This window comes from Hyalangium minutum (assembly GCF_000737315.1).
In the GTDB taxonomy this organism is placed as follows: Bacteria; Myxococcota; Myxococcia; order Myxococcales; family Myxococcaceae; genus Hyalangium; species Hyalangium minutum.
On record NZ_JMCB01000001.1, the window covers coordinates 644,637 to 669,917 of the forward strand.

The window sequence follows — 25,281 nt, forward strand, 5'->3', positions numbered from 1 at the left end:
GAACGGCCCCTGCTTGTCCATGCCAATCCCGTCTGCTCGGCCCAGTCTCCTCGCGGCGTCTTCTCCTCCTACTTCTGCTCCAGGGCATCCGCCATGGGAGGCACTGCGGGAGCGGCCGTCCGGGTGGAGGTGGTGCTCATGGTGGTCGCCCCACGCGGGACTTGCATCGAGTTGCGCTCCACATAGAGCTGCGTGCACACCGAGTTGGACTTGTTCCACTGGAATCCCAGGTAGCTCGTGTCGTTGAGCGAGGTGATCAAATCCACCACCGACTGCGGAGGATTGCTCAGGGTGCACCATCCCATGTTGTTCAAGGCGTCAACGGCCTGGCACGTGAGGGTCCGTGAAGGGGAGGCGGTGTTGATGGCGTTCACCGTGATGTTGCAGACGATGGACTGCTTCGTGTCCGCCGAGTTCTGCGCCGCAGCGATGGTCCCTCCCGCGAAACCATAGTTGGGATTGGCCAGGTACACGCTCACGTCGTAATTGGCCCGGGCTCCCGCGCTGGCCGCCGTGGCGGCGGCAGTAAGCACCAGGAACAGCAGTTTGTGGGCTTTCACGGCATTCTCCCTTGTGGGGCGGTCCTTGGACCGCGAGTCACGCTTCGAGGGCTGAGCAGCTCCCCTCACATGGAAGTGAGCCGACGAGGCGGAGAACGATTCAGAAAATCAACGTGCTCCTGGGCCCTGCGGGTTCGATTCCCGCCGCCTCCATCCCAAGAAGCCCAGCAATCTTCTGATGCTCGCCGAGCGTCGGGCGCAGCGAGGCTGACGCATCGCGACGCCAGGGTCAGAGCCCTGATGAGCTGAGGGGATTGAATCAAGCCGCTCCTTCACCGTCCTCCCTCCCCAGACACTGAAGGAGCTGACCGTGACTGACTCCCGCTCATGCCGCCGCTCCCATGGCCTTGTCCTCCTCGCAGCCCTGCTCGTTGGCCCCACGGCACTCGCCGACGCCGATGTCGAGGGCGCGCTCGAAATCTGCCGGCAGCAATGCCTTCCAGCATGCATCGAGTTGGCAGAAGTTCTCTGCTTGCGTCCGCGAGGCACTCACGCGCTACTCGACTGCGGACGGTGTCTCTGAAATGTGCAGCGACTCGGGTGACTGACGTTTCACTCCCGTTGACTCACGAGCTCAGCGCCCTTGGCCGCGATCATCATGGTGGCGGCAGCCGTGTTGCCGGAGACCGTGGTGGGGATGATGGAGGCGTCGATGACGCGCAAGCCCTGGGTGCCGAGGACATTGAGGCGAGGCGTCACCACGGATTGATCATCCACCCCCATCTTGCAGGTGCCTGCGTAGTGATAGCAGGTGTCCGCCGTCTGGCGGACGTAGGCTTCGAGCTCGGCATCCGTTTGCACTTCAGGTCCCGGCAAGAGCTCCTGAGAGAACCAGGAAGCCATGTTGGGGTGGTGGCCCATGCGGCGGGCCAGCTTGACGCCGTGGATGCAACGCTGGAGATCCTCGGGGGCCGTGAGGTAGCGCGGATCGATGAGGGGGGGCTCGGTAGGGTTGGAGCTCGAGAGCCTGATGGTACCGCGGCTCTTCAGGAGCTGGAGATTGGGGTAGATGAAGTAGCTCTGCTGCTTGTCGGGAGGCAGATCCATCCCCTTCATGGTGCCGCTGGCCAGAGAGCACTCCACGTCCGTAAGGTGAGGGAGCGTGGAAGGATCCGTGGAGGTGAAGATCACCGCGCCTATGAGGCCGTAAGGCTGAGGCGGCAGGGGTTTCTTGCTCGCGAAACCGCCCGTGACGAAGAGGTCATCTTGAAAGTTCTCGCCGACCCCGGGGAGCGCTGACACCACGGGGATCCCCATGTCGCGGAGCTGATCCTCCGGGCCCACCCCGGAGAGCAGCAAGAGGTGGGGGCTGCCAATGGCACCCGCACAGAGCAGGATCTCCCGCCTGGCGGGAAGTTCGACTTGTCGCTGAGTGCGCAGGTCGGTCGCCACCACGGCCACCGCCCGCCGCTCGGGGTCGAAGAGGATGCGATCGAAGCGGACGCCGCTCGCGATCTTCAGGCGGCGGGGCTTCCTGGCACCCAAGAAGTGGCTGAAGGCTGTTTCCCGCCTCCCCTGCTGGCTGATGAGAAACTGGAATGGGGAGACACCGAACGCGTGAGGGGAGGCGTTGTAGTCGAGGTTGTAGGGAATGCCCAGGTGGTTGCAAGCGCCTATCAACTCCATGACAAAGGGATCCGCCTTGGCATGGGTGATGTGGAGCCGCTGCTCGACGCGGTGGAAGGAAGGCAGCAGGCTCTCATAGTCCCAGCCCTCACAGCCCGCCTGGGCCCACTGGTCAAAGCCATACCTGCCACCGCGCACGTACACCATCGCATTGTGGATGCTGCAACCGCCCAGCGCCTTGGCCCGGGCGAGCCGGATGGTGCGGCCATTGAGCCCGGCCTGGGCGACCGAGCGGTAGCCCCATTCCCGCTGGGGATCACGAGAGACCAGCAGCCAGCGGGTGGGATCCCAGACGGTTGCGTCCTTCGGGGGGATGTCATGGCCGGCTTCCAGCAAGAGGATCCGGGCATCCGGGAGCTTCTCCGCGAGCATGGCTGCCAGCACGCAGCCGGCGGAGCCAGCCCCGAGGACGATGTAGTCGAAGGTCCCTTTGAGTGGATTCATGGGCGCTCCTGGGGCGAGTGAGTCTGAGCATCGGAAAAATGAAGGCCCTCCCCCTTTTTCCTGGGCGTTTCTTAGGAGGGTGCATCGCCCTGCCGTACATTCCGCACGGCGGCAGGAGGTGAGGCTTGCTGAATCGAACTCAGCGGCAGCAGATCTATCAGCAGCTCAATGCGATCGTCGCCACCGTGCGCGGCATCGACCCCGACGCCGCCGACGATCTCTCCGCGAGTGTCTACTCCATGTCAGACGACGACCTGGAGTGGATTGCGCGCGAGGTCGTTCGCGGCGATGCGTACGGCTGGTTCTGGCAGGCGTCGTGGAAGGCCATGGCGCGCGCGTGGCTGCTGGTGGTGTTCGCCGGTGGTCCGCCACGGGGAGCCTATGACGAGCCGTCGCCCCAAGTGATGGCCGGCCACCTGAACTACCTGCGCACCGCCTCGGAGGCGACGCTGCGCGCCGGGATCGTCCATCGTATCCTCGACGCACAGACCGGGCGCGATGCCATCGCGGGGATCGTCCCGATGCTCACGGATGCGAGCCGTGATGCCTGGGATCCCAGCCTGTTCACCGATCCGACGCAGCACCGCGGCAATGCCTACCGGTACATCATCAACGCGCTCCGTCCGACCCGGATCCAAGTCTCGGACGCGGCGGAGGTTCAGTACCTCCGCACCCACCGGTCGACGTTCATCGAGCCCGTCTCCGGCAACCCGAACGCCGTCGTGTATCACCTCACCCGCTATTACCTGAGTGAACCGGATGCCTTGTGCTCGGAGGTCTTGAGCTGCTCGCTGATATCGCAGGCCAAGAAGACCACGTACCAGAACATGACGTTCGGCTTCGTCCTCTACGTGCCGAAGGCCAATATCTGCAACGCGGGCACGATCGATCTGGTGGCCGCCCAGGTGCAGAACACCGCGCGCGGAATGAACCTCTCGGGGCGGAGCACCTATCGCCGGACCCAGCGCATCACCGACTTCCTGTCCCAGCTCGGCGGGAAGGCGCGGCAGGTCATTCCCACGCCAGACCAGATCCTCACCGGCACCAGCGTGCATGGCCACAATGAGCTGATCGTCCTCGGCACCTTCATGGGGCAGGTGCGGGCACGTGCGCTGTTCGTCAAGGTGAGCAACGGGTGCCTGTGGCGGTCGTTCGTGGAGGACGACGTGAAACACAAGCTCACCGAGCTGATCTTCGCCTGCGCCCAGGCACGAAGAATTCCGGTGATCCCCATTCGCGACGACTCCGGTGAAGCGTCGAAGATCAGCTTCCTCGATTGGTACAGGAATCGCTCGCTTCCTCGCGAGGAGCCACGGAGCGTGCAGTCCTCCATCCAGGCGGTGGTCTCGTCATCGAGAGAGCTGGTCGTCGACGATCGCTTTCCGAACGTCCAGCTGTCGATGGGGCAGGCGCGGGCGCTCCTTGCGCGCGAGCTGAACGTGTCTCCGTTCCTGGAACTCTCCGCGCTGCGCAGCACCTATCGCCGATTCGCCGTCACGCATCATCCGGACAAAACTGCTGACAAAGAGAAGCAGGCCAAATTCGTAGTCGTCCGCGGACTCCTGACCCTCATCGAGGGGGAGGAGACCGGGACGCGCGAGCCGCTCCCGATTGCGTGGAAGAAGCAGCTGGACTGAGTGCTACCGCTAGCCCGGATCGGTCACAGGAGACGGCTTGTCGCTCGGCAGCGTCCAGGGCGGATGTCCTGCGCAACACGTCCGTCACCCGAGCCGCTGCACATTTCAGAGACACCGTCCGCAGGGATGGGGCGGCAGAACGAACCGATGAGAAATCAAGGCGTTCGCAGGTAACAGCGCGACCTGCTTGGGGTTTTGCTTCCGCCTTGCCGCGAGTTCGATTCCCACCGCCTCCATCCTCGTCCGTGTGTGAATGGACAGATCTTCAGTTCATGATGTTGTCCATCTTCTTTCCGACCTTGTCGAACGCGACCATGTTCTCCATGGTCGCGCCCTCGGCGTGCTGCTGCATGAAGTCCGACTCCACCTTGGTGGACTCGCCCAGCACGAGCGTCCTGTCCTGCCCTTCCTTGTTCTGGGGCCATGCGGGCCCCGTGGCGGATGAAGGCGTCCCGGTCACAGCGAACTTGAAGAAGTATTCATTGGCGAGGGCCGCCACCCCGCGATCCTTCTCCGTGACCGTGACCGGCTCATTGGGTTTGCCCGGCGGAAAGGGCGGGGCGTAGGCGAGCGTGTCCATGGTGAAGATGACATCATCACCGTGACGAGTCCCCTTCGGGACCGTGGCGCGGTGGTTCTCCGCGGTGTAGTCGAAGTAGTACCGCCAGGTCGGCGCGAGCTTGCTATGCGCCTTGGCGAGGTTGTACGTCGTCACGGTGAAGACCGCGTCGCGCGCCAGGCGGCGGCCGACCTCGTCCCGGACGTCTTCTGCTTCCCCCGACGCGAGATCCGGGTAGTAGTTCCTCGGGACATCGGGTGTCGGGATGGGCGCGGGCAGCCCGGTCACCGCCACGAGGATGATGGAGCCCGTGTTTATCCCGGGGACATCGAGCACCACGCTGCCATCATCACTGGTGTTGCCGATGATGAGCGGCAATGCCGACACCGCGCCGTTCAGGAAGCTATCGATGACCCCGGCCTCGTTGGGCAGCACGGAGTCTCCGCTGACCGCGACCGGAGAGTTCGACGTCCCCTTGAGCTGCTGCTGGGTGAGCTTGCCCTCCATGTTCATGATGTCCTTCGCATCCAGCTCGCGGAGCTCCGCGGCGGTCACATCTTTCCCGCCCGCCCCGAGCAGGCCCATGAGCTTCTTGCCGCGCGCAAGCGCCTGCGTCTGGCTGACCTCGGGGAACCTGTACACGCTCTGGGCGATCCCCCGGTGGAACAGGGGCTTTTGCCGTTTGTTGACAAGCGGCGAGGCGAACAGCGCGAGAACGCTCCTCGCGCCGGCGGATTGACCGAAGAGGGTCACGTTGTCCGGATCGCCCCCGAACTGTTCGATGTTCCTCTGCACCCACTCGAGCGCCGCGATCTGATCGAGCAGCCCGAAGTTGTTCACGCGAGGCTCGTTTTTTTCGAGGCGCTCCTTCTCGAGTGCCTCGTGCGCGAAGAAGCCGAGGGCGCCGAGCCGGTAATTGATGGTGACCAGGATCACGCCCCGCTTCACCAGGGGCGCCCCGTGATAAACAGGCAGCCTGCCTGCGCCAAGGGTGTAGGCGCCGCCGTGGATCCACACCATGACCGGGAGCTTCGGGGCGCCCGCCTCACGCTCGGGCGTCCAGACGTTGAGATAGAGGCAATCCTCATCCATGGGATCCGGATCGCCGCCACCCACCTGGATGCAGGTCTCCCGATTCTGGTAGCAAGACGGGGCCTTGTCATTGGATGGGCGCGGCTGGGTCCAGTGCTGGACGGGGCGCGGAGGGTGCCAGCGCCCCTCCTGTCCCGTGGGTGGCTGAGCGTAGGGAATACCCATATAGGCAACGACGCCGGGCTCGATGATGGCGCCTTGAACCGGGCCTTCGACAGTCTGGACGGGCGGCGTGGTCTTGGTGGTCATTCGTATGACTCCTTCGGGGTTGATGTGAGTCCCTGCTTGCACGGATGGTGATTCTTGAACCCTGGGCGCAGGCTTGGATCTCTGACTGATTCCCAGACAGGGACCCAGGAGCGCTCAGGGCGGAGTCGCATATAGGCTTAGATCACGGCGTGGCCCATTGAGATCTTTGTTGAATTGACTCGCGACTCGACCTGTGCTGAGCGGCCAAGTCGGTGCCATTCTGCCGGACGGGTCAAGCATCACGGGGTGACGGTGAGGAGTTTCTGCCCGTTCAGCCACGCGTCGATCATCCCGTCCTCGAGCAACCGCCCCACGATGTGGTAGCGCGATTCCATCGCTGGCGAGGTGAGCGCGTCCTCGCAGAGGACCTTCGCGTCACCCAAGTATGAGGCGTGGCACATCCACACCTGCTCGCCGTCGTTCCACAGGAACCCGACGTGGTAGTCGAGCCCCACGAGGTAGAGCCCCGCGCCTGCACCCTTGACGCGGAGGATGACCTCGGACACCGGCCGATTACGGAAGCGCCAGGTCTTCGCGGGAGGGACCAGGGTCTTCACGATGTTCTCGGCGCTCTGCTGCGCCATCCGCACGCGCTCTACGCGGAAGCCCGCATCCTTCAAGACCGTAGACACCAGGTAGCCACAGGCGATGCTTCCCGTGCCTGGCGTCTGGCTGTCACCGTAGAACTCCCAGGGTGTGCCGAACCAGGCGGGAAGGATGTGTCGGGTGATCGCCTCTCGCACGATTGTGCGGGCCTCGTCCCGCACAGCCTTGCGATCAACCTTGGGTTGGAGCCACCGCTCGGCGAGTGCCATGCGCTGAGCGGCGAGCGCGGAGACCCCTGCGGCGTACGTTCCACCCACCGGTGACACCGTGCGCTCTGCATCCGCCTGGGTGAGGGCGAGGAGCAACAGAAAAGGGAGCATGCCACGGTGGACGCTTGAGAGCTTCCCACGGGTCCAAAACGATAGGAGAAATCATGGTCGCCGCGTCCTGCTCGGCCCGGGGGCGCGCGCGAGGGTGTCCGACAGTGCCAGCTCGGGCCGGTGGAGTGTGCCAGGAGACGCGCAGCAGCCTCCTTCAGCGTGGAGAGTCGCGTCCGCCGATCTTTGGGAAGCGCTCGTAGGCCCGCTTGAGCGCGTCCAGGTGGGCGGGGTTGTCATAATCGAGCGGCGCATCCGTGAGCTTCACAACCCATCCGCCCGACGGCGTGCGCCGCGCCCGCGTGAGCAGTTCGGCGTCGCGAGCAGGATCCGGGAACCCGATGGCCTGCGCGGCAGCAGCAGACCAATAGTTCAACCACCCGAGGAAATAGGGAATCTCAGGCCCGGGGAGTTTTTCTGGAAGATTGAGCATGGGAAGCCCACGGGGTGAGCGCTCCGGCCCATGAGCGGAGCGGCGAAACTGGTCCCCGACTTCCGAGCCGTAACCATACCGGGACGCATGCCCCCAGAACGCGCGCGCCCCCTCCGCCACGGCCTCAAGCATAGCCTCCGCTGCCGAGATAACGGCCTCGTCTAGCGGCAACTCCGCATGAACTTGGAGCTGCGGCTGACCGCCCGGGCTGAAGAGTACCGAGCTTTCCCTGCCGTTCACCGTCACGGGGTAACTCTCGTCCCCGTTGCACAGAAGAGGGAATCTCCCGTCCTGCGTCCTTTCCACGAGCCACGCGTCGCGATGCGGCAATGCGATGGGGCGCCCTCCTTCGGAGATCCTCCACGCCAAGCGCAAACCGGGAAGTGCTTTTTCCATCCCATGGATGACATCGAGCGTACGGCCGTCTTTGCTCACGAGCGCAGGCGCGTAGACGATGAGGGTGAGGGCTCTGGGCTTGGTCATCGTATGCACCCCGTAACGACGATATTGAGTTCGGGAAGCGCTTCGCGCAGCGCGTCTTTGTGCGCTTGCGTGCTCACCCCAACGACGAAGTCGTATCCACAGGCCCGCGCAGCGCCGAGTTCCTTCTTCAATTGCTCCACCGCCTTCTCAAGCTCCCGCCTCCGGATAAAGTCAGGATAGGTGTCAAATCGGTGGGTCTTGATCTCCCACAGCACGCGCACACCGACTTGCAGCGCATCGAAGCGCTCACCGCCCACGAATACGTCCATGCCGGGGTAACGGTTGGGCGGAAACTTATCGGCGCACTCATTATGCGGGACATCTCCGCCCGCGTGCCGCACCGGGATGGGCTCGCACGACGGACGGCGCGGCGTGGTTTCTGGCGGTGGGGGGAACATGTCTCCGGAGGGTGATCCCTTTGGCTTTGGCGTTCGGTTCGCTAACGGTTCCTGAGCGGGCTGCGTTTGAGCCTGGGGCTTCGCGCGCTCGCGGGATGCGTTCCGTTGATAAGCATCAATCCCCTCTTGGATGGCGGCGGCCACCACCACCGCACCAACAACAATCACTGCACCGACGACGATCTCGGGTGCCGCAAAGACACAGAGGGCCACGACTGCGGGAGCGGCTGCATCCGCGTAGGCGACAGCGCATCTTTTGGTGACATCCCGGAACCTGACCCTGTCGCGATCAAGAGCGTGAAAGCACCGCTCCGCAAGGATCGGCCACTCGTTGGAGGCTTCCCTCACCACGCAATGCCCGTCATCCGTCCACGGGTACTGCGCCGCCCGCTGAAGGTTGGCGAATCTCGGACTCTGGGGACTCGGGTCCTCCAGCTCTCCCGGGCTCGGATCCATCGTGGCGCAGGCCGAGAGCAGGATCAGGATCAGGGGGACGGTCCAAGTTCGCGAACGCATGGCCTCGTCCTTTCAATCAAGCGAGGTGCTGCGGGTCAAGGCTACGCCGATTCACCTCTGGAGAATATCAGCACGCCCCAACAGCTTGAGGGAGCTCACGCCGATGAGGACGGCCAGAGGGAAGCGCTCGCGCAGGCGGGACATGAGGCAAGGTGCCGGACACGAGCGCCCCGCGTCCCCTTCTCAGGAACGCGGGGCCGTGCTGGTTGCAGGCGAGGTTCGTTGTGTACGGGAGCAGGCCGACCGTTTCATGGTCACAGCCCACAATGGCCAGGGCAAGCTCCTGTCCACATTCCAACTTGATGCTCGAGCACACCCGCTCTGAACCCTGTGGGAGACACAACGATGCTCAAAGAGAGACTTGTTGGCACCTGGCAACTCATCGCCGTCGAGGGCCGCTTGCCTGATGGCAGCCGGAACCACCCTTACGGGAAGAATCCCCTCGGCATGCTGATCTATGACAGCCACGGGAACATGGCGGTGCAACTCATGAACCGAAACCGCCCTTCCTTCACGTCCGCAGACTTGAAGGGGAGCACAGGACAGGAGGCAAAAGAAGCGCTCGACGGGGCCGCCGTGTACTTCGGGAGCTACGAGACCGACGAGCAGACGGCGAGGGTCTGCCACCACATCCAGGGCAGCGTCTTTCCGAACTGGATTGGAACTGTTCAGAGAAGGAGGGCAACCTTGGAAGGCAACCGGCTGGTCTTGAGCACGGGCCCCCTGCTGATGGGAGGCACCGAATCCGAGATCGTCCTGGAATGGCAGCGCGTGGCCCCATCAGAAGTGACATAGGAGGGAAGAGAGGCCCCTCATCCCGAAGATGCGGCGCGCGTCTCTGACTGCACTCCCGGTGTCATGGGGGCCGGGTGAAGGCTCTGAACGAGCAAGCCTCGCAGGGCCTCGGTGAGATCGTCTCCCAGTGCGATGGATCCGGCGGGCGCACCGTTCAGCTTGTCCGGCACGGTGGAGCCCAGCACGGCGATGGGCACTCGAATCTCCCACGCCAGGTAGTGGGCGAGCCGCACCGCCGCCTCGGAGCTGTCCATCAGAAGCGCTCCCACCGCTCCCGCACTGAACGGCCGCCAGAGCGGACGGGCCGCCTCAGCCGGCGGCAGGACGCAGAAGTCCAGGTGAAGCACCTCGCTCAGCTCCAGCCGCCCCAGCGTCCCGAAGCCGCTCTTCACCGCTTTGGGCTCCGCTGACACGGCCGCCAGTCCCGGCAACTGCGCGAACAACCGCCGGGCTGCCGCCGGGCCGTTGCCGCAGATGAACACCTTCGCCGTCACCACCTTCAGCGGTGACTTCCCGCGCAGCACCCGGCTCCGCAGCGCGTGCAGCTCCGCGGGCCCCAGCAGCGGGCCGCTCCCCTCCCCTTCGCCCTCCGCGACCCGCGCCACGCCCTTCTGCATCAGCGTGATGAGGACGCCCAGCACCTCCAGGTCCGGCGCCGGCGCCAGGTCCAGCACCTCGCCCAGCGCCCGAGGCTGCCGCAGCAGGTCCACCACCTGCGCCGTCACCGGGTGCTGCTCCTGCGGCAGGTCCGCGTCCGGCGCCAACACCATCCGCGTCGTGCGCGGCGGCAGCGAGGGCAACAGACGGTTCACCTCGTCCGCCTGCCGCATGCCCTCCAACAGCGCGTCATCCATCGCCCGGTCGATGCGCGGCTTGCCCAGGTTCGTCCCCGGCGAGAACGTGAACGTGCCCTCCGTCCACGCCAGCAGCCGGAACAGCGCCTTCTCTCCCTCCACCCGCCCCACCCGCGCGTTCACCGAGCGGCCCTCTGTCACGAGGATCTCTCCCCGCTCGCTGCCCCGCTCCAGGCTCAGCTTCCCGCTGCGCTTGTTCATCCCCAGGATCTGCAGCAGATCCGGGATGCCCAGCTGCGTCAGCGAGCCTTCAATCTCCTGGGCGTCGTTCTTGAGATCCTTCGCCGCCTCGTTGCGCCGGAAGATGTGCTCCAGCCGGCTCAGCACCTCGTCCAGGTTGAACGGCTTCTTCAGGTGCGCCGCCAGCCGCAGTCCGCGCAGCCGGTCCACGTCCAGGTTCGTCGTCGTGAGGACGACTGGCACCTCCTCCGTCCGAGGGTTCGTCCGCAGAATCTGGATGAACGTGCGCGCGTCCAGCAGCCTGCACGCCTCGTCGAACAGCACCAGGTCCGGGTGCCGCAGCACGCAGATCTCCAGCGCCCGCGAGCCATCCGGCGCGTAGTGCACCTGATAGCCCCGGGCCCTCAGCGCGCGCGTGAGCGTCCGCACCGACTCGATGTCGGGATCTGCGATGAGGATCTTGCGGACCTGGGCCACCGTGCGCGCTCGCTAGTACGGCTGCAGGTCGTACTCGGCCTGCAGCTTGGAGATGAGCCCGTCCACCACCGCGGTGTCCGAGGAATGGAAGCCCCACGTCGCGCCCCGCCCCCGCCGCTGGATCAGCGCGTAGGAGGCGTGCTCCGAGAGCCAGAACAAGAACTCATGCCGCGACACCCGGTCGTCGCCCTCCAGGAACACCGGCGTCACCGCCGGGTGCGACTCCAGATCCACCCGCCGCCCCAGCAGATAGATGCGCGAGGCCAGCTCCGGCGGCGCCGTCTCCAGCCCCGAAGCAATGGGCAGGTCCGAACGGATCTCCGGCCCGCCCACGTACAGCAGCCCGCGCGAGCCCGGATCCCTCAACAGCTCGCGGGCGATCTCCGTCTGCAGCTCGTCGAAGAGCACGTCCGACACCTTGCCCCGCCGCGAGGGTTCGGCCCGCTCGTCCGAGGGCAGCTTCGGACTGTTCGGGCTCCCGAGCAGCAGCTCCACCTCGTCCCAGAACGGCAGCCCGTCCAGCAGCAGCCGCCGCTGCAGCGAGGCCCGGCGCTCGTCCATGCGCCGCCGGCAGCGGTGCACCAGCTCGTCGAAGTCCTCGCCGTCCTTCGGGAACGTGCTCGCCCCGCCCACCAGCGCTAGCGGCAGCTTCCCCTCTACCTCCTGCACGTCCTGCTCGTCCCGCAACGCCGCCATGGCTCGGCGCACGAACATCAGTGCCCCGAAGAAGTCCGTCTCCGGCAGCAGCAGGTAGAACTCCTGATCGCTCGCCTTCGCGATGACGTCCGAGTCCCGGATGATCCGCGACAGCGCCCGGATGATGCCCCGCACCGCCTTCTTCGCGTCCGCCGCGCCCAGCCGCACCCGCACCAGCGGCAGGTTGTCGATCGAGAACGTCAGCAGCGAGAACGTCCGCCCGTAGCGCCGCGCCTTGTAGATCTCCTTCGAGGCGTAGTCCGTGAAGTAGCTCAGGTTGTACGCCGCGGTGTCCCGGTCCCTCAGCCCCAGCCGCTGCAGCGCCAGCATGCGGCGGCCGTTCTTCACGCCCACCGCCGCGAAGTCGCCAATCACCCGCGCCTGCCGCACGTGCTCCGGGAGGAACTCGGCGCCGATCGGATCCGACAGCTGCGCCAGCCCCATCAGCTCCCCCCCCGCCACCAGCGGCACGTACAGCACCGGCGAGCGCTCCTCGCGCATCAGCCACGGCGAGGACTCGCGCAGCCGCGCGGCCAGCGGACCCTCGGGCCGCATCCGCTCCACCAGGAACTGCCGATCCAGCAGCCCCCGGTACGCCCGCAACACCAGCTCGCCGCGATCGTCCACCAGCCACAGCGCCGCGCTCTGCGCGTCACACACCGCCGCCAGATCCGCGGTGACACGCTCCTGCAGCCCCTCCAGGTCCGGGTACGCCAGGAACTCCAGGCAGCGGCGGTGCAGGTTCTGGTAGCGCGCGAACTCGAGGTTCTCGTCACGCAGCAGGGCGCGCTCGTGGCGCAGGGCCACGCGTTGCAGGGCGCGATCCACCGCGAGGTAGAGATCGTCCTCGTCCACGGGCTTGGTGAGGCAGTCGGCCGCCCCGGCCCGGAGCGCCATCTCCGAGCCCTTCACGTCCGGCCGCGCGCTGATGAGGAGAACCTCCTGGTCCGGATCCCGCTCCCGCAGCTTCGCCGTGAGCTCGAAGCCGTCCATGCCCGGCATCATCACGTCGGTGATGACGAGATCGAACCGCGTGAGGCCCGCTTCCTCCAGCGCACGCAGGGCGTTCTCCGCCGTGACGATGCGGTACCCGCGCCGCGTGAGCATGTCCGTGGCGAGCTCGAGGAAGAAATGGTCGTCGTCGACGAGGAGGATGGTGCCGGCCACGGCGGGAAAGGCCTTGGGGGACGAGGAAGACTCGAAGGTTACCGGCCCGGTGGAGCCCTCACAACGCCCTCAAAGACGAACGCGACAGGTCCTCGGAGGCGGATGTCGGACAGGTCGGGAGGTACCCGGATTTGCAGGTCCCCTCCCGGCAGGGTAACGCGCAGCCAGGCATCTGCCGGGAGCCGCTGGGCCAGCACCGCCGCCGTGGCCGAGGCACACGCCCCCGTTCCACAGGCCTGCGTCAGCCCGCAGCCGCGCTCCCACACCACCACAGTGAGACCGTCTGGGTCCACCCGGACGAACTCGACATTGGTTCGATCCTTGAACGCGGGGTGGACCTCTAAGGTCGGGCCCAGGCGCTCGGCCTCCTCCAGCGGGCGGTCGAGCAACACCAGGTGAGGATTGCCCATGCTCACCGCGAAGCCACGCAGCCCAGGGTGTCCCGGAACAGGCGCATCCAGGAATGGCTGGCCCGTGGCTCCCGAGGGTAGGTTGGGCGCCACCAGCCGGGCAGGACCCATGGAGATGTCCACCTCAGCCACCCCATCGGCTTTGTAGCCCGGGACGCATGAGAGCACCCCCGCGCCGGTCTCCACATTGAGGCGCTCGGGGCGGCCGTCCGCGTGGTCCGCGAGGTACTTCACTGCACAGCGCAGACCATTGCCGCACATCTCCGCGATGCTGCCGTCGGCGTTATGCACCACCATCCGCGCCACGCCGGCCTTCGAGGGGAGCAGGGAGAGCACTCCGTCCGCACCGATGCCTCGCCGCCGGTCGCACATCCACCGCGACGTCTCGGCGTCGATGTCCACGCCCGTCTGGCGCCGATCGAGCACGACGAAGTCGTTGCCGAGCCCGTGATACTTGAAGATGCGTTCGCGTTCCGCCACGCCCTCATCCTAGCGGCGGAGCCTTATTCCTGCCCGTCTCCGTTGGAGGTGCCCGCAGGCCCCCCCACGGTGGGGACCGAGCTGCTCGGCCCGTTGGAGCCGGGCGGCGCCCCAGCGGCCCCAGGAATAGGAGCCAAGGTGGGTGGACGGGCCGGAGCGGCCACGGGCCTCCGAGCGACTGTAGCCGAGGCCAACGCTCCGGGGCCCGGCTTGAGGACGGGAGCCGCCGGAGCCGTTCCGGCTACGGGGGGCCGGGTCGCCGGGCTCCCTGGAATCGGAGGGAGCGTCGCGGGCTTCCGGGCCGGATCAGGCTTGGCGGCAATCGGGGCTGGCGTGGGTCGGGTGCCGACCGTGGGCTTGGGCGGGGTGGCCAAGGGCGCGGGGGTGGGACGCGCGGACTGCGGAACCGTCGTGGGCTTGGCGACCGCAGCGGCTTTGGGCCGGGCCATGGTCTCTCGCAGCTCCTTCAGCTCCGCCTCAAGCTTCTCGCGCTCGCTCTTGAGCCGCTCCAGCTCCTCGGCCATGGCGGGATCGACAGCGGGCGTCTTGCCTGCCTCGGCCTCTTCCAAGCGGGCCGTGAGTCCGCGGATCTGGGTCTCGAGCCGGCTCTGGTCCTCCAGGAGGATCCGCTTCTCCGCGCCGAGGCTCTCCACCGCCTCGCGCAGCAGAGGCATCTCCGCCTGGAGCGTCGCGAGGCGCTCCTGGGCCTCCTTCTCGCGCTGCTTCGCGGCCTGGGCCGCCTCCTGGGCCTCTCTCTCGCGCTGCTGGGCCGCCGCCAGGGCCTCGGCGGTCTCCTTCTCGCGCTGCTGGAGCGTCTCCTGAGCCCCTTCCGCGGCCTGGGACTGGCGCGAGCGCTCGGCCTTCTCGGTCTCGAGCTGCCGCGCCGTCTCCACCGTCGCGCTCTCCAGGCTCGCAACCTTCCCTTCCAGCCGCACGCGGGCCGCCTTCGCCACGGTCAGCTCCGACTGGAGCCGCTCCCGCTCAGCCACCACGCTCGCACGCTCGGCCTCGATGCGGCTGAGGCGCTCCTGCTCGGTCCGGAGTGTCTCGTTGCTCTTGGCCAGCTCGGCGCGGGCGGACTCCAGCGCCGCCAGTTCGGTTTCGAGGCGACCGATGCGCTCCTGTCCTGTCCGCAGCGCCTCCTGCGCCTGGACGAGCTCGCCGCGCACCGTCTCCAGGGCGGCCGCGCCTTCCTTCTCGAAGCGCCCGCTCCGCTCCTGCTCCTCGCGCAGCGCCTCCTGAACCTTGGCCAGCTCGGCGCGAGCGGCCTCCAGATCGGTGCGAGCAGCCTCCAGCGCCGAGCGCTCGGCCTCCAACGAGGCCTCCGCCACGGAGGCACGTCCCGCGAACCGCCGAGCGGACTCGAGCTGGACTCCGAGCAGTTCCACCTGCTCGTGCTCCGCCAGGAGGCGGGCGCGGGCGTCGTTCAGCTCGCCCTCCATCTGGGCGATGTGGAAGTCGCGCTGCTGGAGCGCCTGGAGCATGCGCTGCAGCTCCATGCCCAGCCGCATGATCTCGGCGCGAGCAGCCTCGAACTGGGCCACACCGGCCAGGAGGCTCTGGCGCTCGGTCTCCCACGCGGCCTCGCGCTCGCGAGCCGTAGCCCGCTCCTGCTCCCGCGCCGCGTCGCTCTCCTCGCCGCGCGTGGTGAGCTGCCGGGCCTGATCCTCGACCGCCGCAAGGGACTGCTCCAGCGCGGCCACCCGGGCACGCTGCTCCTCCAGGGCCGCGAGCTGCTCCCGCGAGGAGCCCTCCACCGCGCTCTTCTCGGCCTCCAGACGCTCCAGGGAGGCACGCAGCTCCTTCTCGCGGGCCTCGGCCGCCGAGAGGCTCTCGGCGCTCGCGCCACGCTCCTGCTCCACGAGCGTCTTCAGCTCCGCCATCGAGCGCTGCTGCTCCGCCAGCTGGGCGTTGAGCGTCTCCAGCTCGGTGCGAAGCTGGGCCGCCGCCTCGCGTTCGGAGTCCCAGCCCTTCCGAGCCTCCGAGAGCAACGCGGCGATCTGCTCGCGCTCCTGCTGTTCGGTGTCCAGGCGCTCCTGGGCCTCTGCGAGCGACGCCTCGATCGCCTCGCGCTCCTTCCGCTCTGTCGCGAACGCCGCCCGAAGCTCCGCGAGCCCCGCCTCCCCAGCGGACCGGCCCTGGCGCTCGGCCGCGAGCTCCGCGCGGACACCCGACAGCTCCTCATCGAGCCGGGTGTGGGCCTCGCGCTCCGTCGCCAGCTCGGCGCGGACTTCTTCGAGCACGGTGCCCAGCCGCTTCTGCTCCTGTCCTGCCGTCTCGAGCTCGGTCCGAGCCTGGGAGAGGGATGTCTCCGCCTGAGCGCGCTGCTCCTGCTCCGCCGCGAAGCCCGAGCGGAGCTGGACCAGCAGCTCGTCAGCCTCCAGGCGCCGCTGCCGCTCCGCGCCGAGCGCGCCCTGAACCGCCGCGAGGGCCTCCGCGTCCTGAGAGCGCCCGCTCTGCTCCGAGTCGAGCCGGGTCCGCAGCTCCGCGAGCGCCTCTTCGAGCCGGGCCCGCTCCTGGCGCTCGGTGGCCAGCTCCCCGCGCAGCGTCGCGGAGGCCTCGTCGGTCCGAGCGCGCTGCCCCTGCTCCTCGGTCAGGGCGGTCCGGAGCTGCTCCAGCATCGTATCGACTTGAGCGCGCCGAGCCTGCTCCGCCTCCAGCGCCGCACGAGCCTCCACCCGTGCAGCGTCGGACTGAGCACGCTGATGCCGCTCGCCCTCGAGCTCCGTGCGAACCTGGGCCAGCGCTTCCCCTGACCGAGCACGCTCTCCGCGCTCGGTCTCCAGGGTTGCGCGGACCTCCGCCAGCTCCGTATCGAGCTGGGCCCGCCCTTGCCGCTCCGCCTCGAGCGCCTCACCCGTCCGAACCGCCAGCGCCTCGGCCGCGGTCCAGGAGTCACGCGTACTCAGCAGCTCCGCCTGGAGGCCGGCCAGTGCCTGCCGCACCTCTTCACGCCGCTGCCCTTCGGCGGCCAATTCAGCTCGCAGCCCCGTCAGCTCCTGCTGCAGACCTTCCCGCTGGCGCTCCGAAGCGGAGAGCTCGGCCCGAAGCCCGCTCAGCTCCTGCTCCAGTCCTCCGCGCTCCCGCTGTCCAGCGGCTACCTCGGACCGCAGGGTGGCCAGCTCCTGCTCCAAGCCTCCCCGCTGCTGCTCTTCCGAAGAGAGTTCCGCCCGCAGCCGGGTCAGCTCCTGCTCCAGCCCGGCCCGGCGCTGCTGCTCCGCCTCAAAGTCGGCGCGCAGACCGGTCAGCTCCTGCTCCAGCGCTGCCTGGCGCCGCTGTCCGGCCTCGAGCGCGTCTCGAGTACTCTGAAGCGCGGCCTCGGTCTCGGCCAGCTGGCCTCGCAGCTCCTTGCGCTCCGCCTCCAGCTCCTGGACCTTCTGCTCGGCCTCGGCCAGCGCCCGAGCCATCTCTGCCAGAGCCTCGGACTCCTTCTGAGCCTGGGCCCGGAGCTGCTCGATCTGCTGTTCCAGAGCCTCTCGTGCCGCCGTCTCCCGCGCGAGCTGGACGGACACCGCCTCCGTCTTCGCCCGTTCCTCCGCGACCACCTGGGAGAGCCGCTGCTCCCCCAGCTCCCGCTCGGCCTCGAGCGACTGGGCGAACGCCGCGGCGGCCTTCTCGCGGTCCTCCTTGAGGTCCGCCATGCGCCCGGTGGTGACCTGGAGCTCCTCCTCGTACTTGGCGGCGGTCTCTCGGGCCTCCTTCTCGGCGCGCTGCAGCGCCTCCAGCTCCGTCTTCAGCCGGGCCGCGGCCGAACGCGCCGCCTCCAGCTCCGTCTCCACCCCACGCAGCTCCGCCGCGCGCTCCTCCAGGCGCTGCTCCGCCTCCTGGCGCCCGGCCTCTGCCGCCGAGACCCGCTGCCGGCTCTCCTCGAGCCCCCGGGCCACCCGCGCCAGCTCCGCCTCCTTAATAAGGAGCGAATCACTGGACGCCTTCGAGGCCTCCTTCAGCTGCGACAGCTCGGACTTGAGGTGCTCCACCGCGGCGAGCGCCTGCGAGTACTGCTCGGCGATGCGCAGCTCCCGCTCCCGGGCCGCATCCGCCTGCCGCCGCCGATCCTCGGACTGCTCCTGAGCCCGATCGGCCGCGAGCCGATCCTTCTCCCGATCAATCCGCAGGTTCGACAGCTGATCCTGCAGCTGGCCCACCTCGGAGTACGCCTGGGTCAACCGCTCGCGCGTCTCCTCCAGCGCGGCGGCGGACTCCTCGCGGCGGGCACGCTCCAGCCGATGGGCCTCCTGAGCGGCCAGCACCTTCACCTGCGCCTCGGTCTGGACGCGCTGCACGCCCTCCAGTTCCAGGCGCTGCTGCGTCAGGCGGCGCTCGGCATCGGCGAGCCGCTCCTGCGCCACCTGCAGCTCCAGCTCTCGGCGGCGCAGCTTGGCGGCCAGCTCATCCCGCTCGCGGGCCTGCTCGGGCGAGCCCCGAGCCTGCTCCAGCTGCGCGGTCAGCCGGGCCACCTCATCCTTCGCCAGCTCCAGCTTCGGATGAAGGGCGGTCACCTCGGCCTCGCGGTCGGACAGCTCCGTGCGCAGCTTGGAGACAACCTCCTTCTGCTTGCTGGTGCGCTCTTCCCAAGCCTTGGCGCGCTGGGCCACCTCCTCCAGGCGCCCCCGGGTGAACGCGAGCGGCTCGGGAGGCAGCTGGACCCACGTGGGGTCCACCATCCGCGCCGGCTCGTGGCCGGCCATCACGACGAAGTAGGCCGCCTCGCCGCCACGTATCAGCGAGCCATCCACCTGGAGTCCCTCGCCGCGCTCGAACGCGAGCTGGTAACCCAGCAAGGGGCTCTGGGTGGCCACCTCCACATGCGGGAAGTGGGTGGAGAGCACGTCGAGGAGCTGCCCGTAGGTGGGGGGCACGTCCTCCTCCACCTCCATGAGCTGCCACAGCGCGAGGCCTCCAGAGCTGCGCAGGCCTCCAATGAGGTAGCCCTGCTTGGCCACGAGCCGTGTCAGCTCGGCCAGCAGCGCCGGGGCGCGCACATACGGAGCGAGGTCCGCCACGAGCACGGCATCGAAGCTGCCCGGCTCCAGGTCCTCATAGTGGTTGGCGCGGTAGCGCAGGGTGGGCCCGCCGTGGGCTTTCTGCGCGGCCTCCACGGCGGCGAGGTCCGCGTCACAGGCCACCACCACCCGAGCACCACGCTCCAGCAGGAAACGAGCGCTCTCGCCGCCCGTCGAGGCCACGGAGTCCACCTCGAGCACCCGCCGGCGCGCGATGAGGCTCTCTACGAAGATGTAGCGGGGCAGCAGTTCACTGGGCCCCATGCGGCGGAAAGTGGGATGCATGGGTGTTCGGGCGGGTGGGAGTATAGCCTTCAGGCCTCAGGTCCCAAGGAAAGCGACGGGCGCGGGGACGCAGCGGAACGATCGGATGATAGGAGAGCAGGCGAGATGAACGGGAACCCTCAGCAGGGCTTCGGCTCGTGGGCGATGCGGGCGCTTACACGGCTGGTGGTGACGCTGCTGGTGCTGGCCATGGCGGGGGCGGTGGTGTTCCTGCTCTCGCAGCTCAACGCGCGCACCTTCACGCTGGAGGTGGAGAGCAACCACCTCTTGGTGATGAAGGGGCGGATGCTGCCGTGGGGGGCAGTGCCCTTCCGGCCGAGCGACCCGGGCCTCGCGGACACCTACGCCCCCATCCCTCTGGAGGGGCACGACGTGCCGAGGAGCGTCCTCGAGCAGCGCTACACCGAGCGGGACGAGCTGGACCGGGCGCTCTTCTCCCAGCTGGAGGCACTGGCTCGGCCGCGCATTGCCTCGGACGAACCCCGGCGGGTGGAGCGAGGCGTTTACTACCTGCGCCGCGCGGAGCGGCTGACGGGGCTCAGCGAGGAGCAGCGCACCTCGCTCAAGCAGATGCTGGCGGAGGTGGCCTACTACCAGGCGCGGCAGAAGATGGATGACGCGCGCAAGCTCATCGCCGAGGCCCTGGCCCAGCTCAAGCTGGCGGCGGGGGCGGACACCCGGCATGCCCGCAGCGCCAACCAGATGTTGACCGAGGTCGGTCCCGCGGCCGACAAGCTGGAGGAGGCCCTGCGCAACGCCGTCCATACCCTGAGCACGCCGCCCTCCCAGGAGCCCCCAGCGGCCCCGCCAGGCACCGGAACGCCCCCAACTCCCCCAGTCCCAGGCCCCGCCGCTCTGGATGGCGGCAGCGGGCCTCCGTAGTGGTCGGAACCGGACACCGTAACCCCCCTGTTTTTCCACCTGAATTCCCTGGAATTCAGCATTTCTGAAATACGACCCTGACCCCCCTTTGTAGGTGGGGTCAAGACGCCGCTGGAGAAGGCCCTGGCGCATCGCGCAAACACCCGCGCAGAAGCGTTCGCTCATGATCATAGATTGCAAGCCATGGGCCCAGGCAGACCCCAGATCTCGCGTTGACATGGACCCAGACCCCCCATAGGTTGTGCCCCCTCCCGCTGGCCCATGGGCCTCTGTGGGTTCAGTGGGGGACCTCTACCAACCGCCTGAAAAAGCACGACGGACCCTCCCAGGGAACCGAACGGGAGGGGTCTGTCTGGCTGTGACTTGACCCGGAGTGAGCCGCTCGTGAACGTCGAGACCCCCGCGAAGCCTGCCTCCCCTTCCGTGCCCCCTCAGTTGACGGATGCCGCACCGCATCAACAGACGCCGGCCAACGAGCTGGCGCCGACGATGATGCGGGTGCGCAAGCGCAACGGCAACGCGGAGCCGGTGGACCTGAACAAGATCGTCCGGGCGGTGGGCCGCTGCTGTGTGGGCCTGACGCGGGTGGACGCGCTGCGGGTGGCCACCAAGACGATCAGCGGGCTGTATGACGGGGCCACGACGAAGGAGCTGGACAGCCTGTCCATCCAGACGGCGGCGGCGCTCATCGTCGAGGAGCCCGAGTACGCCAAGCTGTCGGCGCGCCTGCTGGCCACGTACATCCAGAAGGAAGTCTCCAACCAGGAGATCCACTCCTTCTCGCAGTCGGTGGCGGCCGGGCACAAGCACGGGCTCATCGCGGAGCGGCTGCTGCAGTTCGTGCAGACGAACGCGCGCAAGCTGAACGCGGCCATTGATCCGTCGCGCAATGACTTGTTCGAGTACTTCGGCCTGCGGACGGTGTACGACCGGTACCTGTTGAAGAACCCGCAGACGCGTCAGGTGATCGAGACGCCGCAGGACTTCTTCCTCCGGGTGGCGTGCGCGCTGACGGACTCGGCGAAGGATGCCATCGAGCTGTACCGGCTGTTCAGCTCGCTGGAGTACCTGCCCAGCTCGCCCACGCTGTTCAACGCGGGCACGCGGCACGAGCAGCTGAGCAGCTGCTTCCTGCTGGACTCGCCGGCGGACGATCTGGAGGCCATCTACAAGAAGTACACGGACGTGGCGATGCTCTCGAAGTTCTCGGGGGGCATCGGCGTGGCGTACCACCGGGTGCGGGCGCGCGGCTCGCTGATCAAGTCGACCAACGGGCACTCGAACGGGATTGTGCCGTGGCTGAAGACGATGGACGCATCAGTGGCGGCGGTGAACCAGGGCGGCAAGCGCAAGGGCGCGTGCTGCGTGTACCTGGAGACGTGGCACGCGGACATCGAGGACTTCCTCGAGCTGCGGGACAACACGGGTGACGAGGCACGGCGCACGCACAACCTGAACCTGGCCAACTGGGTGCCGGACCTGTTCATGCGGCGGGTGGAGCAGGACGGCGAGTGGTCGCTGTTCGATCCGAAGTCCGTGGGGCACCTGACGGACCTGTACGGGGCGGCCTTCGAGCAGGCGTACGCGGAGGCCGAGGCGAAGGGCCTGGCGGTGCGCAAGGTGAAGGCGAGAGATTTGTACGCCCGGATGATGAAGACGCTGGCGCAGACGGGCAACGGCTGGATGACATTCAAGGACATCAGCAACCGGAAGAGCAACCAGACGGCGAAGGACGGCAACGTCATCCACCTGTCGAACCTGTGCACGGAGATCCTCGAGGTGACGAACGCCTCGGAGACGGCGGTGTGCAACCTGGGCTCGCTGAACCTGGGCCGGATGATGGCGGATGGGAAGTTCGACTTCGAGAAGCTGCGGGCGAACGTGGCGCTGGCGATCCGGCAGCTCGACCGGGTGATCGACCTGAACTACTACCCCATCTCGACGGCGGCGGAGTCCAACCGCAAGTGGCGTCCGGTGGGCCTGGGGCTGATGGGCCTGCAGGACGTGTTCTTCCAGATGCGGCTGCCGTTCGACGCGCCCGAGGCCCGGGCTCTGTCGAAGAAGATCTCGGAGGAGATCTACTTCTCGGCGCTGAACGCCTCGGCGGACCTGGCGGAGCAGAACGGGCCGCACCTGACGTTCTCGGAGACACGGGCGGCGAAGGGCGAGCTGCAGTTCGACGCATGGGGCGTGGTGCCCGAGGACAAGGAGCGGTGGGACTTGCTCCGGGCGCGAATCCAGAAGGTGGGTCTGCGCAACTCGCTGATGATCGCGATTGCGCCGACGGCGACGATCGCGTCGATCGCGGGCTGCTACGAGTGCATCGAGCCGCAGGTGTCGAACCTGTTCAAGCGCGAGACGCTGTCGGGAGACTTCCTGCAGGTGAACAAGTACCTGGTGCGGGAGCTGCAGGCGCTGGGGCTGTGGAACGAGTCGATGCGCTCGCGGCTGAAGATGTCCGAGGGCAGCGTGCAGGAGCTGACGGAGCTGCCGGCGGAGCTGCGGACGGTGTACCGGACGGCGTGGGAGCTGCCGATGCGGTCGCTGATCGACATGGCAGCGGATCGCGGGGCGTTCATCGACCAGAGCCAGTCGCTGAACCTGTTCGTGGAGGCGCCGAACATCGGGAAGCTGTCCTCGATGTACTTCTACGCGTGGCAGAAGGGGCTGAAGACGACGTACTACATGCGCTCTCGCCCGGCGACGCGCATCGCGAAGGCCACGGTGGGCACGCTGGACGGAGGCGCCATCACCTCCACGCCGAACGTGCCGGTGGCCAGCGCGGCTCCAGCGCAGGCCCAGGCGCCGGCGGTGACTCCGGAGCCGGCGGTGCCCACGTACACGGAGGCCGAGGCGGTCGCGTGCTCGCTGGAGAACCCGGAGATGTGCGAGGCCTGCCAGTAGTCGCAGGGTCTCCCCTCCCCTCCCAGCCGTCCTGAACCAGGAATCCCCCTCTCCTTCGGGAGAGGGGCGGGCGAGCCGTGTGTGCGGGCTCGCCTGCTGAAACGAATTCACCCCACGAATTGCAGAAGAGGATGCCGACGATGCTGCTGGACCCCGGGATGAACCTGACGCTGCGCCCCATGGCGCATCCGGTGTTTTTCGAGATGTACCGGAACGCGATCAAGAACACGTGGACGGTGGAAGAGGTGGACTTCTCGACGGACCTGGTGGACCTGCGCAGCAAGATGACGGAGGCGGAGCGGCACCTGATCCACCGGCTGGTGGCGTTCTTCGCGACGGGCGACTCGATCGTGGGGAACAACCTGGTGTTGAACCTCTACAAGCACGTCAACGCGCCCGAGGCACGGATGTACCTGTCGCGGCAGCTCTTCGAGGAGGCGCTGCACGTTCAGTTCTACCTGACGCTGCTGGACACGTACGTGCCGGATCCGGCGGATCGAGCAAAGGCGTTCGCGGCGGTGGACAACATCCCGTCGATTCAGCGCAAGGCGCAGTTCTGCCTGCGGTGGATGGACTCGATCCACGACCTGGCGCAGCTGAAGACGAAGGCGGATCGGCGGCGGTTCCTGCTGAACCTGATCTGCTTCGCGGGGTGCATCGAGGGGCTCTTCTTCTTCGCGGCGTTCGCGTACGTGTACTTCCTGCGGAGCAAGGGTCTGCTGAACGGGCTGGCGGCGGGAACGAACTGGGTGTTCCGGGACGAGAGCGCGCACATGGCGTTCGCGTTCGAAGCGATCAAGATCGCCCGGCAGGAGGAGCCGGACCTCTTTGATGCGGGGATGCAGGCGGACGTGATGCAGATGGTGCGCGAGGCGGTGGAGTGCGAGACGCAGTTCGCGCAGGACCTGCTGAGCGGGGGCGTGGCGGGACTGTCAGTGCAGGAGATGCGGCAGTACCTGGAGTACGTGGCGGACCAGCGGCTGATGATGCTGGGGATGCAGCCGATGTTCCGGGTGAAGAACCCGCTGCGGTTCATGGACCTGCAGGACGTGCAGGAGCTCACGAACTTCTTCGAGCGTCGCGTGAGCGCCTACCAGGTGGCGGTGGGCGTGGGCGCGGCGAACGACGTGGTGCTCGACGCCGCGTTCTGAGAAGGTGTGGCGTAGCAGCAGGGAGGCAGGCGTCCAACCCCTGCCTCCTGTGCTGATCCGCCTGCAGGGAAGCCAAGCCACCTTTCGGCGGCACTGATAGCGGGGCTCAGTTGGTTTGAGCAGCCGAATAGCCGGAGTAGCTGAACCAGCCCTGTGCATCGGCGGGGATGATGTAGGCGATGGCTTGGTGGCTCGCCTTATGGAGCGCTTGGCGGGTGCGCGCGGCACTCTTGCGCAGCAGGGGTTTGGTAAGACTTCGCCGTGCCCCGTCGTGACGGGTTCCAGGCTGTCGTGAGATCTCCAGTGCTCCCTTGGTATCGTCTCACGCCATGCGCACACATCCTCTCCTCGTAGTCTTAGCTCTCACTGCCTCGGTTGGGTGTGCTCTACCCGGGCACGTACGCGCTGGCCTGCCCCCGCAAGACCCCTTCGTTGGACCACGAGAGATAGTGGTGTTGGGCAATGAACCGGACGTGGTGCGTACCTTGGAGGAGGCGCTTCGTGCCAGAGGCTTTCGGGTGAAGCGTCAGTACGTACAGGCTGCCGAGGCGGAGCCTCAGCGCTACGTGCTGGAAATAACCAGCGACACCCTAGTGCGCTGTTTCGGAGGAGGCTTCCGTCTTCGCTCCCTCGCGGTGGAACTTATCGACGTGGCGCGCAACGAGGCTGTCTATTCAGCCGAGGCGAGTGGATACACCGAAAAGTGCCAGCCCATGTCCGGCAGCGTCTTTGGTGACATTGCCGACACGCTGAGCCAGAACTGGAGAGACGCACCCACTCGCCCCGCCGGACTCACGCTGTAGTTACGTGGCAGACCAGCGATTGATGCTGCTGGGCAGGACGTGCAGGCGTTCACGAACTTCTTCGAGCGTCGCGTAAGCGACTACCAGGTGGCGGTAGGCGTGGGCGCGGCGAACGACGTGGTGCTCGACACTGCGTTCTTAAAACTCGAAGGGCCCGGGCACTGGAGCGCTCCGTGCAAACCTGTCGGACAGCTGGACCAGTTCGGCCAGAGCGCGCCTCAAGGCCTTCGCGTCGCTGGAGCCGCTGAAGTAGCTGGGCTCTAGGGATCCGCGA

Annotated in this window: 16 protein-coding genes; 6 read left to right on the forward strand and 10 right to left on the reverse strand. The window is 67.3% G+C overall.

Annotated features, from left to right (window positions below):
• Window positions 1-68: 68 nt before the first annotated feature.
• Window positions 69-560 (reverse strand): hypothetical protein, encoded by a 492-nt coding sequence (locus tag DB31_RS49550; protein WP_044181296.1) that lies wholly within the window; start codon window positions 558-560, stop codon window positions 69-71.
• A 552-nt stretch (window positions 561-1,112) separates the two neighbouring features.
• Entirely contained in the window at window positions 1,113-2,630 is a 1,518-nt protein-coding gene (locus tag DB31_RS02345) for a GMC family oxidoreductase (RefSeq protein ID WP_044181298.1), read from the reverse strand.
• Window positions 2,631-2,755: 125 nt separating this feature from the next.
• On the opposite strand from DB31_RS02345, the gene DB31_RS02350 reads away from it, so the two are divergent.
• Entirely contained in the window at window positions 2,756-4,267 is a 1,512-nt protein-coding gene (locus tag DB31_RS02350; protein WP_044181301.1) for a J domain-containing protein, read from the forward strand.
• A 265-nt stretch (window positions 4,268-4,532) separates the two neighbouring features.
• Here the strand turns inward: DB31_RS02350 and DB31_RS02355 are convergent, their stop codons facing one another.
• From DB31_RS02355 to DB31_RS02370, 4 genes are all read right to left on the reverse strand, one after another.
• Window positions 4,533-6,167: a carboxylesterase/lipase family protein gene (locus DB31_RS02355; protein ID WP_044181305.1), complete on the reverse strand. Its 1,635-nt coding sequence runs from the start codon at window positions 6,165-6,167 to the stop codon at window positions 4,533-4,535.
• Between the two features lie 239 nt (window positions 6,168-6,406).
• Window positions 6,407-7,093: a hypothetical protein gene (locus tag DB31_RS50245; RefSeq protein WP_240486486.1), complete on the reverse strand. Its 687-nt coding sequence runs from the start codon at window positions 7,091-7,093 to the stop codon at window positions 6,407-6,409.
• A 154-nt stretch (window positions 7,094-7,247) separates the two neighbouring features.
• The gene (locus DB31_RS02365; RefSeq protein ID WP_044181307.1) at window positions 7,248-8,006 is read right to left on the reverse strand and encodes a DUF5953 family protein; all 759 of its coding nucleotides are present in this window, start codon (window positions 8,004-8,006) and stop codon (window positions 7,248-7,250) included.
• On the reverse strand, window positions 8,003-8,920 hold the full coding sequence (locus DB31_RS02370) for a DUF6310 domain-containing protein (RefSeq protein WP_044181310.1): 918 nt from the start codon (window positions 8,918-8,920) through the stop codon (window positions 8,003-8,005). Before DB31_RS02370 ends, DB31_RS02365 begins: the two co-directional genes overlap by 4 nt.
• A 345-nt stretch (window positions 8,921-9,265) precedes the next feature.
• Here DB31_RS02370 and DB31_RS02375 point away from each other — a divergent pair, with 345 nt between their 5' ends.
• Window positions 9,266-9,715, forward strand: coding sequence for a lipocalin-like domain-containing protein (locus DB31_RS02375; RefSeq protein ID WP_052419662.1), 450 nt, complete (start codon window positions 9,266-9,268; stop codon window positions 9,713-9,715).
• A 17-nt stretch (window positions 9,716-9,732) separates the two neighbouring features.
• Here DB31_RS02375 and DB31_RS02380 read toward each other — a convergent pair whose 3' ends face one another.
• From DB31_RS02380 to DB31_RS02395, 4 genes are read right to left on the reverse strand one after another with little or no spacing between them, the layout of a single operon-like run.
• Entirely contained in the window at window positions 9,733-11,226 is a 1,494-nt protein-coding gene (locus DB31_RS02380) for a DUF4388 domain-containing protein (protein WP_044181315.1), read from the reverse strand.
• A gap of 12 nt (window positions 11,227-11,238) precedes the next feature.
• A complete protein-coding gene (locus DB31_RS02385) occupies window positions 11,239-13,089 on the reverse strand; it encodes a GGDEF domain-containing response regulator (protein WP_044181317.1) in 1,851 nt (616 codons plus the stop codon).
• 38 nt (window positions 13,090-13,127) lie between these two features.
• Window positions 13,128-13,979: a diaminopimelate epimerase gene (gene dapF, locus DB31_RS02390; protein ID WP_044181320.1), complete on the reverse strand. Its 852-nt coding sequence runs from the start codon at window positions 13,977-13,979 to the stop codon at window positions 13,128-13,130.
• A 23-nt stretch (window positions 13,980-14,002) separates the two neighbouring features.
• Entirely contained in the window at window positions 14,003-19,267 is a 5,265-nt protein-coding gene (locus DB31_RS02395) for a methyltransferase domain-containing protein (RefSeq protein ID WP_052419663.1), read from the reverse strand.
• 105 nt (window positions 19,268-19,372) lie between these two features.
• On the opposite strand from DB31_RS02395, the gene DB31_RS02400 reads away from it, so the two are divergent.
• The 4 genes from DB31_RS02400 to DB31_RS02415 all read left to right on the forward strand — a co-directional run bounded on the left by DB31_RS02400 (window position 19,373) and on the right by DB31_RS02415 (window position 25,007).
• Window positions 19,373-20,149, forward strand: coding sequence for a hypothetical protein (locus tag DB31_RS02400; protein WP_044181322.1), 777 nt, complete (start codon window positions 19,373-19,375; stop codon window positions 20,147-20,149).
• 489 nt (window positions 20,150-20,638) lie between these two features.
• Complete coding sequence (locus DB31_RS02405) at window positions 20,639-23,053, forward strand: ribonucleoside-diphosphate reductase subunit alpha (RefSeq protein WP_420806663.1); 2,415 nt, start codon at window positions 20,639-20,641, stop codon at window positions 23,051-23,053.
• Window positions 23,054-23,193: 140 nt separating this feature from the next.
• The gene (locus tag DB31_RS02410) at window positions 23,194-24,204 is read left to right on the forward strand and encodes a ribonucleotide-diphosphate reductase subunit beta (RefSeq protein ID WP_044181325.1); all 1,011 of its coding nucleotides are present in this window, start codon (window positions 23,194-23,196) and stop codon (window positions 24,202-24,204) included.
• A gap of 452 nt (window positions 24,205-24,656) precedes the next feature.
• Window positions 24,657-25,007 carry a hypothetical protein gene (locus tag DB31_RS02415; RefSeq protein ID WP_044181327.1) on the forward strand — a complete coding sequence of 117 codons (351 nt, stop codon included), beginning with the start codon at window positions 24,657-24,659 and terminating at the stop codon, window positions 25,005-25,007.
• Window positions 25,008-25,281: the final 274 nt, after the last annotated feature.

What these genes read in the sequence shown, in the direction of transcription:
- DB31_RS02345 (WP_044181298.1), bottom strand. Translation starts at nt 2,630, where the DNA reads ATGAATCCACTCAAAGGGACCTTCGACTACATCGTCCTCGGGGCTGGC.
- DB31_RS02395 (WP_052419663.1), bottom strand. Translation starts at nt 19,267, where the DNA reads ATGCATCCCACTTTCCGCCGCATGGGGCCCAGTGAACTGCTGCCCCGC.
- DB31_RS02365 (WP_044181307.1), bottom strand. Translation starts at nt 8,006, where the DNA reads ATGACCAAGCCCAGAGCCCTCACCCTCATCGTCTACGCGCCTGCGCTC.
- DB31_RS02355 (WP_044181305.1), bottom strand. Translation starts at nt 6,167, where the DNA reads ATGACCACCAAGACCACGCCGCCCGTCCAGACTGTCGAAGGCCCGGTT.
- DB31_RS02405 (WP_420806663.1), top strand. Translation starts at nt 20,639, where the DNA reads ATGATGCGGGTGCGCAAGCGCAACGGCAACGCGGAGCCGGTGGACCTG.
- DB31_RS02375 (WP_052419662.1), top strand. Translation starts at nt 9,266, where the DNA reads ATGCTCAAAGAGAGACTTGTTGGCACCTGGCAACTCATCGCCGTCGAG.
- DB31_RS02370 (WP_044181310.1), bottom strand. Translation starts at nt 8,920, where the DNA reads ATGCGTTCGCGAACTTGGACCGTCCCCCTGATCCTGATCCTGCTCTCG.
- DB31_RS02400 (WP_044181322.1), top strand. Translation starts at nt 19,373, where the DNA reads ATGAACGGGAACCCTCAGCAGGGCTTCGGCTCGTGGGCGATGCGGGCG.
- DB31_RS50245 (WP_240486486.1), bottom strand. Translation starts at nt 7,093, where the DNA reads ATGCTCCCTTTTCTGTTGCTCCTCGCCCTCACCCAGGCGGATGCAGAG.
- DB31_RS02410 (WP_044181325.1), top strand. Translation starts at nt 23,194, where the DNA reads ATGCTGCTGGACCCCGGGATGAACCTGACGCTGCGCCCCATGGCGCAT.